The organism is Methanosarcina sp., from assembly GCF_035390745.1.
Classification (GTDB): Archaea; Halobacteriota; Methanosarcinia; order Methanosarcinales; family Methanosarcinaceae; genus Methanosarcina.
The window spans coordinates 1-13,708 of record NZ_DAOOUJ010000070.1; the positions used below are offsets into that span (position 1 = coordinate 1).

Annotated in this window: 9 protein-coding genes; all 9 read right to left on the reverse strand. The window is 43.1% G+C overall.

All coding sequences use genetic code 11. The features are described 5' to 3' along the window. Nucleotides 1–27 precede the first annotated feature (27 nt). The 9 genes from PLL47_RS12925 to PLL47_RS12965 all read right to left on the reverse strand — a co-directional run bounded on the left by PLL47_RS12925 (nt 28) and on the right by PLL47_RS12965 (nt 13,524). Nucleotides 28–441 (reverse strand): PAS domain S-box protein, encoded by a 414-nt coding sequence (locus PLL47_RS12925; protein WP_324446724.1) that lies wholly within the window; start codon nt 439–441, stop codon nt 28–30. A gap of 310 nt (nt 442–751) precedes the next feature. Beyond that, the gene (gene lysS, locus PLL47_RS12930) at nt 752–2,284 is read right to left on the reverse strand and encodes a lysine--tRNA ligase (RefSeq protein ID WP_324446727.1); all 1,533 of its coding nucleotides are present in this window, start codon (nt 2,282–2,284) and stop codon (nt 752–754) included. 472 nt (nt 2,285–2,756) lie between these two features. Further along, nucleotides 2,757–6,080, reverse strand: a complete 3,324-nt coding sequence (locus tag PLL47_RS12935) for a PAS domain S-box protein (RefSeq protein WP_324446729.1) — start codon at nt 6,078–6,080, stop codon at nt 2,757–2,759. Nucleotides 6,081–6,571: 491 nt separating this feature from the next. Further along, nucleotides 6,572–7,429, reverse strand: a complete 858-nt coding sequence (locus PLL47_RS12940) for a metallophosphoesterase (protein ID WP_324446731.1) — start codon at nt 7,427–7,429, stop codon at nt 6,572–6,574. Between the two features lie 287 nt (nt 7,430–7,716). Further along, nucleotides 7,717–8,112 carry a hypothetical protein gene (locus PLL47_RS12945; RefSeq protein ID WP_324446733.1) on the reverse strand — a complete coding sequence of 132 codons (396 nt, stop codon included), beginning with the start codon at nt 8,110–8,112 and terminating at the stop codon, nt 7,717–7,719. Nucleotides 8,113–8,147: 35 nt separating this feature from the next. After that, a complete protein-coding gene (locus PLL47_RS12950; protein ID WP_324446735.1) occupies nt 8,148–9,065 on the reverse strand; it encodes a S16 family serine protease in 918 nt (305 codons plus the stop codon). A gap of 156 nt (nt 9,066–9,221) precedes the next feature. Beyond that, entirely contained in the window at nt 9,222–10,643 is a 1,422-nt protein-coding gene (cysS, locus tag PLL47_RS12955) for a cysteine--tRNA ligase (RefSeq protein WP_324446737.1), read from the reverse strand. Between the two features lie 202 nt (nt 10,644–10,845). Continuing rightward, nucleotides 10,846–11,439, reverse strand: a complete 594-nt coding sequence (locus tag PLL47_RS12960; protein ID WP_324446741.1) for a Maf family nucleotide pyrophosphatase — start codon at nt 11,437–11,439, stop codon at nt 10,846–10,848. A 66-nt stretch (nt 11,440–11,505) separates the two neighbouring features. Beyond that, nucleotides 11,506–13,524 (reverse strand): monovalent cation:proton antiporter family protein, encoded by a 2,019-nt coding sequence (locus PLL47_RS12965; protein WP_324446739.1) that lies wholly within the window; start codon nt 13,522–13,524, stop codon nt 11,506–11,508. Between the last annotated feature and the right edge of the window lie 184 nt (nt 13,525–13,708).

Below are 13,708 nucleotides of genomic sequence, written 5' to 3' on the forward strand. Positions count from 1 at the left end.
CAAAAAGAAATTATGGAAAAATTGAATTTATGCGCTTAAAAAAGCGGAAGTTAGGCTCAATATCTCTCTTTCTTTCTGCACCAGACGTTCTGATTCTTTACGCAAAGTTATGTCCCGAGCAATTATCAGGAGAGTTTCTCTTTGGGCACCCGTGGCTAAGAAACTAATCTCTACATCAAGGATACTATTGTCTGACCTTTTGATCTTCGTCTCAAAAAACGCCGATCCTTTCTCCAGAGTCGCATTCAATGCGTCCTGTAAGCCGGGAAGAGATTCTTCAGTAAATAGAGAGAGAAAGGGAATTTGTTCAAGATGAACCCTATCATATCCGAGAAGTTTACAGCCTTTAGGGTTAACTTCCAGAATACTCTCCCCTCTTGTTATGAAAATTGCATCATTGGACTGCTCAAACAGAGCCCTGTATATTTCTTCTTCAGCCATTAGATTGTCCTCGGCAGTTGACTTAAAAACGAATTATTTTCTCATATTTGCCTCAGCTTCAACATATAAATGCACTTTTCAGGGATTGAAGAAGACTAAATTATGAGAGGTCATTAATAAAAAATTTATACTGTCCAACTACTTATTACTTTTTATTATAAAGATTTATTGTTTAAGATTAGATCAGGGGGAAAAATATAATATCCTGTTCAGGTTTCTCCGAAATAAAAAAGAAGGGGGATTTTCTCCCCGATAAGCCAGTCTGACCAGCAGACAGACCAGAACCTGAAAAAACAAAGTCCGAAGACGATTATTCCCTTTTCATCTGCGGGAAAAGGATTACTTCTTTAATGGATTCGAGGCCCGAAAGGATCATGGTAAGGCGGTCAATTCCAAGCCCCATGCCTCCGGTTGGGGGCAGCCCGTACCCGAGAGCGTTTATGAAATCGTAATCTACAGTCTGGGCTTCAAGGTCTCCAAGTTTCCTTTTCTTATCCTGTTCCTCGAATCTCTTTTCCTGTTCAAGCGGATCATTTAATTCGGAATATCCATTTGCCAGTTCCCAGCCATTAAGGAAAAGCTCGAAACGCTCGACAAAACCTGCTTTTTCCCTGTGGCTTTTAGCCAGCGGGGAGTTTTCTACAGGGAAATCGTATATGAAAGTCGGGTCTATCAGCTTGTCCTCTACGAGTCCCTCAAAAAGCAGGGCAAGGAATTCACCGTGGCTCTTTGCTTTCTCGTAGTCTTCGATCCTGTTCTCGATTGCGATTCTCTTAAGCTCTTCAAGTGAGTGAGAAAAGACATCAAGCCCTGCATACTCTTTTAAGGCTTCTTCCATGGAAATTCTCTTCCAGGGAGAGCGGAGATTGATGGTTTTTTCTCCCATTTTGACTTCATAGCCGCCTGTCAGCTTGAATACGAGTTCCGATATCAGGGATTCGGTTAAGTCCATCATGTCATTATAGTCCCTGTAAGCCTCGTACACCTCTATCATTGTGAATTCAGGGTTGTGAGTGGTGTCTATGTCTTCGTTCCTGAAGTTTTTGCAGATTTCAAAAACCCTCTCGTATCCGCCGACAACAAGCCTCTTGAGGTAAAGTTCAGGAGCAATTCTCAGGAAGAGGTTCTGCCCGAGGCAGTTGTGGAAAGTCGTGAAGGGCCTTGCATTTGCTCCTCCATAGACGGTCTGAAGTATGGGGGTCTCAAACTCCAGAAATTCCCTGTCAGCAAGGAACCTTCGGATTTCCGAGATAAGTTTGCTCCTCATTACGAAAATTTCTCTCTTCTCGGCATTGACTATAAGGTCGAGGTACCTCTTTCTGTACCTGGTTTCAACATCTTTTAAACCGTGGAATTTCTCAGGGAGGGCGCATAGGGACTTTGAGAGCAGGGAAAATTCGGAGACGCTGATAGAGTTTTCTCCTCTCTGTGTCCTGAAAAGTGTGCCCTGAATGCCTATAATATCACCCGAATCAACCAGAGTTTTAAAAGTATTGAATTCTTCGTCCGGAAGGTTTCCTTTCCTTAAAGTAACCTGAATTCTGCCCCCCTGGTCTCCAAGATCGGCAAATATCATTTTTCCAAGCCTGCGGATATTGTAAAGCCTGCCAGCAGTTCTTACAGTCAGACCTTCGTTCTTTTCGAAATCCTCAAATTTTTCCAGAATTTCACAGATGTCTCCGTTCTTTTCGAACCTGTATGGGTAGGGGTTAAGACCCTTGTTTATGATACCGTTTAATTTTGCGAGTTTTGAGTCGTCAAAAGCCCTGGAACCAGATAAACTGGAATCTTCAGGAAGGGGCACATTTTCAGATAAATCCGTGTTGTTAATTTCCATAGTCATTGAATCAGTACATCCTCTTCAGGTGATACGAATAATCAATTAAAGATACAAATTAAAGATACAAATAAATCAACTGTAACCGACCAGTGTTAAATTTCTAAATGATTACCGGCAGACCGATAATGAATCCATAAACCGGCAGCGAGCTAGCCGTAAAGGAATTAATAATGAATCAGTTAAAGCCAGGCAGAAGGAACTTAAAGAATCTGCTGTAGACCTGTGAACTTCAAGTTCACCTCTGCGGCTGAAAGCTGCAAGCTTGAATTATCAGGAATAATAACTGTCTATTAGCCTGAGTCCTGACATTTATTTTTTTCCATACATCCATGCATCTTATATAAACATTGAGAAAAGAGTATGAATCATTTAAAACAGTATTGTTTTCTGAGAAAGTCTTTCCTGCAGGTTTTGCTGAAGACATACACTATGCTGTAAATTTGCCCTGGTTTTTGCCCTGTTTTGCCCTCAGAATTTATGGTCTTTCCACTACCCTGAAAGAAATCCTGAATTCCGTTCCATTTTCCCGTTTAAGCTCCAGGTTTCCGTCCAGCTGGTCAGCAAGAATGCTTACCAGCTTCAGCCCGAGAGACTCAGTGTTTTCCAGTTCTAAGTTTTCAGGAATTCCTTTACCGTTATCCGAAATTATCAGGCTGAAAAGAGATCCCTGCGTTTCAGTACTCTTTTCTTCCCTGCAAAGCCGGATTCTAATTTCCCCCTCATTTTTGGTAAATGCGTGCTTCAGGGAATTGGAAACAAGTTCGTTAACAATTATCCCCAATGGAACTGCAATATCCATGTCAAAGAAGATGTTTTCCTCAAGATCCATGTTTAAGCTGAGATCATCATTTCCAAGTCTGTATGTCTGAAAAAGGTTCTCAGCGAGTTTCTCGATATATGATGAAAAATTCAGTGTGTCGAACCCTCCCCCTTTGTACAGCTCCTCATGGATAAGAGCCATTGATATAACTCTGTCCTGACTTTCCCTGAAGGCTTCCAGAACCTCTGAATCCTTAATATATTCTCTGTTATTGAATTTTTCAGCCTGAAGATCAAGCAGGGAGGAGATTACCTGAAGGTTATTCTTAATTCTGTGGTGGATTTCTTTTTTACGGGCAGTTTCGATATTAGTAAGGGCTTCTTCAGCTTCTTTTCGCTTGGTGATGTCAGTTAACATACTCATAACGCCCGTAAACCTGCCTTCCTCATCAAAAAGGGGTTTAGCATTTAGAAATGTCCATTGGGGGGAGCTATCTTTTCGTATTAATTTCAGTTCATAGCTCTCACTTATTCCCTGAATCCTCTTTTCCAGATGCATTTTGACAGCAGATCTGCATTCTTCACTGATGAACCCCCATACTGGTTTGCCAATAACTTCTTCCGGAAGATATCCGAGCATGTCTGTTACTTTGGGGTTAACATAAGTAATTACGGACTCGCTGCTAGTTATGAGTATGACCTCGTTTGCTGTCTCAACTATGTTGCGGTACTTTTCCTCACTTTCCCGAAGTTTTTCTTCTACTCTTTTTCTTTCGGTTATGTCCCTGGAAATGAACGAGATAGCAGTCAGTTTGCCGTAGCTGTCAAAAACCGGAGAAAGAGTTATTGAAACATGTATTACCTTCCCGTCCTTTCTTAATCTCGAAGTCTCATAGTGGTTGATCTTTTTCCCCTGTTTAATAAGTTCACTTAATTGTTTTGTTTCTTCCCGCAAATGAGGAGGAGCCAGTAGGGATGTGTGCTTTCCAATAGCTTCTTCTGCCGTATAACCATAAACTTTCTCTGCTTCTTCATTGCAACTAAGAATAATGTCATCAAGGGATATGGTGCCGATAGCATCATTTGACGATTTCACAATATTCGCCAGGAGCTGAATCTTCTCTTCTGATTTTTTACGCTCAGTAATGTCCTGAACTGTACCTTTAATTTTAACAGGGACATTTTTATTATCCATAACATATTCCGAGGTCAGATGGACTGTGCGTTCTTCCCCGTTATCCAGGACAATTCTAAAATCAATACCAAATGGTTTTTCTCTGGAAGCTTCTTTAATGGCATCACAATAGTGGTCCCGATCATCTGGATGTATGTAGCTTAAATATTCATTGAAAGTAGGTGCTTCTTTTTTGGGGTCTCGCCCGAATATACGGTACATTTCCTCAGACCAGTATGCCTTATCAGCCGCAATATCCCATTCCCAGTTTCCTATATGAGCCATTTTTTGAGCTTCAGCAAGACCTTCCTGACTTTCTTTCAACGAGTTGTAAGCCTTTTCAAGCTGGGCGGACCGTTCTTTAATTTTTTCTTCTAAATTATCGTATGCTTTTTTTAGAGCTTTCTCCGCTTTTTTGCGTTCTGTAATATCCTTTGCGATCTCAAACCGCACATCCCTGCCGTCCGGCCATTTGATTATCCGGTCCATGATCATAAAACACCGGTCCAGAGTGGGGTTGTGATACTCCCAGTGGTAGGGCTTTTCCCTTTCCTTTAGAATAATTGGACTGGTGCAGAAATCACATGGAGAATCTCTCCGCTGGAACTCACGGTAGCAAATCCTCCCCACAAGTCCACCGCCGAACTTCTCCTTCACCGCCTTATTCACGTACAGAACTTCATAGGTATGCGGGTCAGTCACATACACCATATCGTCGATGCCATCGAAAATAGACAGAAGCTGAGACCGCTCGAAAGCCAGGATCTCCTCGGTCCTTTTGCGCTCGGTGATATCAGTGAGCATCCCCATAGAGCCAGAGAACTTCCCATTCCTGTCAAATAAGGATTTAGTATTTACAAGTGCCCATAAAGGCGAGCCGTCTTTACGTATAAATTTAAATTCATGGCTTTCATCGATACCCTTCTGCCTCTTTTCCCTGTTAAGCCTGGAAACATTCGGATCTTTTTCATCAGTGAAGTCCCACCCGGATCTGCCAATCATTTCATCCTGAGTATATCCCAGCATCTCCGTCATTTTTTTATTCACGTAAACAATCCTGTCTTCAGCATCAATTATCCATATGCCTTCGTTTGCTGTCTCTACAACATTGCGGTACTTCTCCTCACCCTCCCTCAGTGAATTCATCAATGCATCATGTTTCGCCAGCGACCTGGACAGCATGACATTGCTGTAGCTTAGCTGTGAGATCATGTGTGCAAGCTTCGTTAAGAATGTCATACCTGCATCAACAGTCTTCCTGCTTAATCTGGGGACTTTCTCAAGAGCCGCTATATACTCCTTTTCGTTGAAGCCGTATTTTCTTGCCTGGGATCGGAAAAACTCATAATCAATCAGCTCATTTTCAAAAAAGAACTGGCCTGAGAAGATATTGCCGACATGCTGGCCTCCCACCATAATAGGAGTCGCTATGTCCCACATGTTGTTCCTGCACCTGTACAGTTTAAACTCTCCAGGAAGGACGCCTGCGGATAGTTTTGTGTCGCTTTCTACACAGCACTTGCAGGTCTCAGGATGGACTCTGTGGAATCTGGTACAGATATCCTGCCACCCGACACTCACCAGAACACTGCCTTTAAGGTCAACCAGAGCCATGGTTATTTGATCAAACTTGTAGAAATCATCCATAAGGGACTGGACCGCCTGAACATCAATAATATCAGCAAGATCCAGATTATCCGTCTCCCTGCAAGATGAAACAATAATCTCATGTTCAGGCTGGGTACCCTTCTCAATATGGTGCAGTGCCTCTTCCACCCTCATACCCCCGGTAACATCGTAAGTAATATAGAAATCACTGGATAACGCGCCGCTGTTATCAGGTTCTGGATCCACTTTTTCTCTCACACAGCTGATTTCATTTTCCGTGATGATTCCGGACTCCAGATCTTCCTAATTCTCCTGCCTCACTTACTTAACCCTCTAACTTTCTTAACTCTCTATTGTCTGTGAGTAAGCTGACAAATTCACATAATAGGGGGAGCATAAACTGCATGAGATAATTAAAGAAATCCTGAAATTAGTCTCCGCACTCCGATTTATTCCCAAAAAAATCTGAAAATTCATATCAGTAATAATTTTTGTCAGTAATATATCATTAATTTCATAAAGACGTTTCGACATGCAGATAAATGTTTTCTTTAATTGATTTTGGAAGAAAAAGTATGACAGGAAATTGAATAAGGCATTTTTTGGGGGAAGAGATCTAAGAATCAGAAAGGAAATATGACTATTTTCTCAAGGGATTTGAAATATTCTGCAAAAATACGAAGCAGAAAATTTGCAATAAAACCGCTCTTTATGCTTGAAGACGGATCCTCTGGATATCTGCAATTAGTTCATGCCGGTTTCTCAGAGTTTTTGCGCCTTCTGCTTCCCATCCTGCTTCTAAATCTTGTATGCTCCAGCCTGCGGATATTCCTTATCAGCCCAAGCCTTGTTCCATCCAGCAGATACAGCTCCGCATTTTCCAGTTCTATTCCTCCGGACGAGAAAACCGGACCCAGAAGGTCTTCCTGTGTGGACTCGTTGAAAGGAACGCCCCCGCAGAGTTCATTGAAAGCAGGCATAATAAAAACTTCAGGGTCAGCCCAGACATTCTCGTTTTCAAAGTCAAGGCTTCCGAAGCGTTCTTTCAGAGTTCCGGCTCTGAATTTTGTCCTGACCCATGCAGGCTCAACTATTGAATAGCCGAAGGCGTCGGTAAAACGTACCGTTGGATGGTTATGCGCAGTAATAACGTTGGATGCAGCCAGCAGTTCGGGGGCAGGCCAGGTATGCCCGTGAAAATACCCTATACCGTCAAGTACGGCTCCCCTTGCAGAATGAACTTTTATGTCCTTTTGCCCGTTAAAGAGAAATTCTATTCCTCCATCGTGGTTTCCCGGGAAAATATCCACATGTGAGCATTCAGCAAGCGTTTCAAGAAAGCGGGGAATCTCGTCTTTTTCCTGCCAGGAAACCTGAGGGACGTTATGCTTTACATCCCCAAGGAGCACTATCCGGTCAGGAGTAACTGCCTGTATATACCCGAGAATCCGGTCAAGCCTGTCTTTCATGCGGCTGGGCAGATTAATTCCGCTTCTGTAAAGGTCCCATTCGATCCCAAGGTGGATATCGGCAATAACCAGGGCAGTTTCCGTATTAGTAGCCGTAAGTGCAGGTTCTTCAAGGAGAGGTATGATATCAGGAGGCATAAGTGATCAGTAGAGAGACGGTTTTTTAAAATGTGATGGAATACCAGGGGAGTATCAGTATAATAATCTATGTGACCTTCAGATAGTGCCGGATTTCAGGTATAGAATATATACGTCATTTTATATAAATAAAGTAGAGATTATAAAAACCGGAAGGAACTGAAAATACTCTTTTCAGGCAGAAAAGAAAACTTAAAAAAGTTTAAGTCTTTGTGAAACAACTAAAACTCTGCTTTTTTAATAACAGGAATTATAAAGAGATTTGAGATAACCGTCTGAGAACTTTTTTATCGTTTCGAAAGCTTTTCTACTTTCTCCGAGAGCTCTTCCATCATTTTCCGCATTTCTGCAAGCTCACCCTGTACTTCAAGGAGCCTGTCATATGTCGGGCTCCTGTTGTCCTTAATTGCCTGCTCCTCAGAGAAACGCTGCTTGCTCGGAAGGACGTATACGTAAATGATCCACATGGCAGCCAGTCCGGCAAATCCCATAGCTCCGAGGAAGAGCAGATAATGAGGAAAAACAGCCCGGATATATGAATCTCCCGAATTGTAATACTGCAGGCGGCTGATCATGAGGAAGTTCAGAATAGAAAAAAGGAACATGGTTTCACTCATGAGTACAAGGAAACCGCCCAGCCGTGTACTCATCCTGCGCTGGCGTGGAATAAGTTGGTCAAACATTTTCAGCACCTTGTTTTTGTAATAAAGGGCAGGTCTTACGCCTCATACTTAAGCACATCATCAATAGTGTCCACGTATTCGACGTTTATCCCTACATTTTTCTCGATATATTCCTCGGCATCCACGATTTCCGGAACTCTTTCAATTACTGTGAAACTACCTATATTTCTTTCCCGAAGTTTATAAGTGACAAGCTGACTGTTTTCCCTGGGAAGAAGGAAGAGCGTTTTCCCGCCGGCTTCTGCTGCCATGGCTTTTTCAAGGACGCCGCCTATCTTTCCGATATTGCCTTCATTGTCAATAGTGCCCGTAAGGGTAATACTGTTATTAAGAGTTGAGTTTTCAAGGGCAGAGATTGTAATAAGGGTCATCAGAGCACCTGCACTGGGTCCATCGACTCCCGGGATTTCGTCTTTAGCTGTGATGCTGAAGATAATGTCACTGCTTGAAAGTTGTTTTCCGGTTTCATTCTCAGCCACAAAGACTGCCGTATTCGCTGCATCCTGGAAAACCACACCCATAAGAGGTGTTGTCTGGACAAGCACACGGCCTTTTCCGGGCTGAACTTCTACCGAAATATTGATAAGGGCACCTTCTTCGGAGACAGACTGCCTTACAAAAGGCCCATCCTGCTCGGTCTGGACTTTCTGGAAAACTGCAGGACCCTGGAGAGTAGCAAAGCCTTGCAGACTCTCCGGACGAATTTGAGAGCCATTCTGAAGCTCATAGATTTTTTCACGATATGAGTCAAGCTGGGAAGCATAGGACTGAAGAGACTGGTTATCCTGAGTTATCTGCGTTTGAAGTCTCTCATTTTCTTTTTCAAGAGAATTTATACGTTCCTGCATTTCCTGGACCTGTGCCCCCTCAACAGGGGCCTGATAGAAAAAAACAAAATAAGCATTCGCAATAAGCGAAAGGACAAGGATAAGGGCAAGAAGCTTTGATTTCATATGATAAATTACTCTGCATAGCTTGTACTTATTTTTTCCTCAGGAGACCTGAGAAGGTAAAGAAAAAAATGAAATAAAAAAAGGGGATCTGACCATGAGAAATAGAATAAAACCTTATAAGCAAAACAAATTGAATAGATACTTTATATACTAAATTTAACTTTCACCGGCTTTTTTTACTTTTGGCCCTTCTTTTGTGTCCTGCACGATATAGCCCAGGGATTTAATTTTCTCCCGGATTGCGTCAGAAGTTGCCCAGTCTTTCATTTTCCGGGCAGTTTCGCGTTCCTCAACAAACTTAAGAACTTCTTCCGGAACTTCTTCTTTGCCAGCCTGTACAAAGATGCCAAGTACATCTGAAAATCGTTTATAAAGGGAGTGGAGTTGTTCCAGAACCTGCCTGCTCCTTCCTGCCTCCATGTACAGGTTGGCTGTGCGTGAAAGTTCCCTGAAAACTGTTATTGCTTTAGGAGTATTGAAATCATCCTCAAGGGCTTCCCTGAACTGGACCTCAAGTTCTGGAAGGACTTTCAGGGTATCCATGTCTTCAGGGCTTGACCCGTTTTCTGCATTCCTCAGGGCAAATTCAAGGTTGGTAAGAGTCTCCTTAAGTTTCAGATAATTGTTTTTTGCATTTTCCGCAAAAGCTTCGGAATAGTCCAGTTTTTTCCGGTAATGCACTGAAAGGAACATGAAGCGTACAACCTCGCCTCCGTACTTATCAATAATCTCAGGCAGGGTGAAAAAGTTGCCTCTGGACTTGCTCATCTTCTCTCCTTCAACTATAAGGTGCTCTCCATGGATCCAGTTGCATACAAAGGGTTTTCCTGTTGCACCTTCTGACTGGGCGATCTCGTTTTCATGGTGAGGGAAGATAAGGTCCACGCCACCAATATGTATGTCAAGGGTCGGGCCAAAACTGTTCATTGCCATTACCGAGCACTCGATGTGCCAGCCTGGGCGGATTTTTCCCCAGGTGCTTTCATAGTAAATTCCCCTTTCGATCTCCTCAGGAGTTGAGGCTTTGAGGAGAGCAAAATCCCTTGGGTTGTCCTTGTCATACTCATCCACATCTACGGATGCGCCAATTTTGATGTTGTCAAAATCGAGCTTTGAAAGCTTGCCGTAGTCTGGAAACCCTGAAATCCTGAAATAGACTGACCCGTTTTTTTCGTAAGCCAGCCCTTTTTCGATAAGCTTCCGTGCAAGTTCTATCATGCCGCCAACGTTTTCCGTGGCTCTGGGATAGGCTGAAGCCCGCTTTATGTTCAGCATATCAAGGCCTTTGAAGAATTCTGCGGTATACTTATCCGTAAAGTCCTTAAGAGACATTCCGGCTGCCTTTGAGTCCCTGATCGTTTTGTCGTCTATATCCGTGATGTTCATCACAAGCTTTACTTTATACCCCAGATATTCAAGGGTCCTGACGACGTTATCAGCCAGCAGAAAAGTCCGGTAGTTTCCTATGTGAGGCATATTATAGACCGTGGGCCCGCAGGCATAAATCGAAACCTCGCCTTCTTTTACAGGTTTGAATATTTCTTTACTTCTTGTCAGGGTATTGTAGACTTGCAGCATTCGGAACGCCTCTGATTATTTAAAATTCCTGAAAACAAATTTAAAAAACGCGTTAAAATGCGTTTAGTTTCCTTTTGTCATTCGAATTACCTGTTTTTCAGTTAATTAGCCCTATTTGCTCTATTACTCCCAACTGTTTTATTACTTTTGCAGCCGCAGATTCCCGAATAAAAAACCTGAGCCCAGAAATGAAAAGTGAAGGTCATGTAAAACTTTCATCAAACACCGACACTCCAAGCCTTTCCAGAATTTTTCCAAGCCGGAAAAGAGGAAGCCCTACTGCATTGAAAAAATCTCCCTCAATCCTTTCTACCAGGACTGCCCCTTTTCCCTGAGCTGCAAAAGCTCCGGCTTTGTCAAGAGGTTCGCCTGTCCTCACATATGCTGAAACCTGTTCTTCACTCATTTCAGCCATCCAGACAGAGGTTGATTCGTATTCGCTGATCTCCTGCTTACTGTCAAGATCCAGGACAGTGAGCCCCGTTACTACTCTGAACTTTCTTCCGCTTAGCTTTCTCAACATCTCTTCAGCTTTTTTGGAAGAATCAGGCTTTCCCAGAACCTCGCTGTTATAGAGGACAGACGTATCAGCAGAGATTACAATTCCGGAATCAAAGTGTTTTGCAACATCTCTGGCTTTCTCTAAAGAATGCCTGACAAGGAGTTCTTCAGGGCTCAGACCCGGCAGGGGAGGTTCTTCATAAGAACTGGGGTAAACAATAAAATTATCTCCGATTAACTGTTTAAGCAGTTCTTTTCTCCTGGGGGATGCAGATGCGAGAATTATCCTGCGCATGGGGAAAACTCTGGATGGATAGGATATATCTCTATGCATAAAAGCGAAAAAAAATGATATTTCCGCTCATGAATGGACGCTGTCAAAGAATTTCCGGACGTTGTACAGGTCTTTGGTTTTCCCGAGGAGGATGCAGGCATCATTTGCCTGAAGAAGGAAGTCCCCTCCCGGAGTATGGTACATATTAGCACGCCTGCGGACCGACAGAATGGTTACTCCATGCTTTTTCCTGAAATCCAGTTCTGCAAGGGTTTTTCCATCGAAACTGGAGCCGCTGCCCACTTTAAGAACCTGAATATCAATTCCGGGGAGCCCGTCTTTTATACTGAAACCGCTGTCGATGCCTGAGTCAACAGTCAGTTTTCTCAGCCTTCTGTACCCATTAGCCCGCACATCATTTACCATTTTCTCAATATCTTCCCTCGGAACAAGATACTTTTCCAGCAGACGGACAAATATCTCCACTGAGGTTTCGTATTCTTCAGGGATTATTTCATCCGCACCCAGTGCGTTGAGCCGTTTCATTTCCTGAAGGTCGTGTACTTTTGCAATAACACAGATGCTGGGATTCAGCTCCTTTGCAGCCTTGACTATTTTTCTTGTGGCAGATGCATCAGAAATCCCGATTACGAGGACTCTTGCACCCTTAATTCCTGCATGTCCAAGGACGGCACTGAAGGTTGCATCTCCGTATTGTATATTTTCCCCTTTTGCTTTCTCCTGCTGTACGGTCTCAGGGTTCATTTCAAGGATGGTATAGGGGATACCTGCTGCTTTTGCAGCTTTCGAGACTGTCTTTCCGGAAAAACCAAATCCTACCACTATAAGGTGGTCTTTCATCTGAGGCTCGTCTATTTCTTCATTATACAGGGGCTCGGAATAAATTCCATTTACCAGTTTCATACCAAAAGTCATGCCTGAAACTTTCTGGACAATGAAATCAGCAGGCTTGTAAGAAGCGCTGATCAAAAAGGGTGTGACTCCCATAGTAAGGATTGAAACTGCCAGAAACGTCTGGTAGGTTTCCTCTGTCAGGAGGGAGTACTCAAGTCCCAGTCTTGAGAGGACAAAAGAGAATTCACCTACCTGAGAAAGCGCAACTCCTGTCATTATGGTTGTGCGGAGAGGGCACCCTAGAAGGAGAGTTACAAAAACTGCGGCTATTAATTTTATGATAATGAGAGTGATTGTTGCAATAACGATAAGAAAAAGGTGGTCAAGCAGGTAACTGATATTCAGAAGCATGCCCACGGACACGAAAAAAAAGCTCATAAACATGTCTTTTAAAGGCATGATATTACCTATTGCCTGCTGGCTGTATTGAGACCCTGATATGATAATCCCGGCTAAAAAAGCCCCGAGAGCCAGGGACAGCCCTATGCTGTAAGTAAAGACAGCTGCTGTCAGGCAGATGAAAACAACACTGACAAAGAACAGCTGTTTGCTCCCTGTCTTGCCTACATGGAAGAGTATCCATGGGACAAGGAACTTGGCACTCAGGATAAAAGCCAGAATGATTAAGGAACCTTTGAAGAATATATTGGGCAGAGCACCCTCAAAACTCACAGAACTTCCTGCAAGTATCGGAGTGATAAGGATAAGGGGCACGATGGCGAGGTCCTGAAATATGAGGATCGCAAGCGAGGTTTTTCCGTGTGGGGTATAGACTTCGTTTCTGTCCTGAAGAACTTTGAGAACTATTGCGGTGCTGCTGAGAGAGATAAGGAACCCTATAAATACAGATGAAGCCGGACTAAAACCGAGCCTTGTACAGCCGGCAAGTGCGAGAGTTGTTGTAAAGAGAATCTGGAGAATTCCACCTGCCAGTACGGCCTTTTTCATATTCCAGAGTTCTTTTAAGGAAAGGTCGACGCCAATAGTAAAGAGCAGGAAAACTATGCCCAGTTCGGCATTCAGTTCCATATTTTGCCCGACGTCCATAATCCCAAGCCCGTGAGGCCCTATCAGCATTCCGGTAACAAGAAAGCCCAGTACCGGAGGGACTTCAAATTTGGAGAATATGGTAAGGATAAGGATAGCAAAGCCCAGAATTACATCAACATGCGCCAGTACAGAGAGTTCCATTTCGTTTTGCTCCTCTGGAAATCAGAACAAAGATATTTACAGCTTCTTAAAGTAAAGTTTCTGAAATTTTTAAAAGATACAATAGAGTAGAGTGTACCAGACACCATTATACTCACCCGCCCCGCAAATATTGTCTAATGTAAGTAAGCAAATATTTATCAAAAGATATAATATTTTTGGTTGA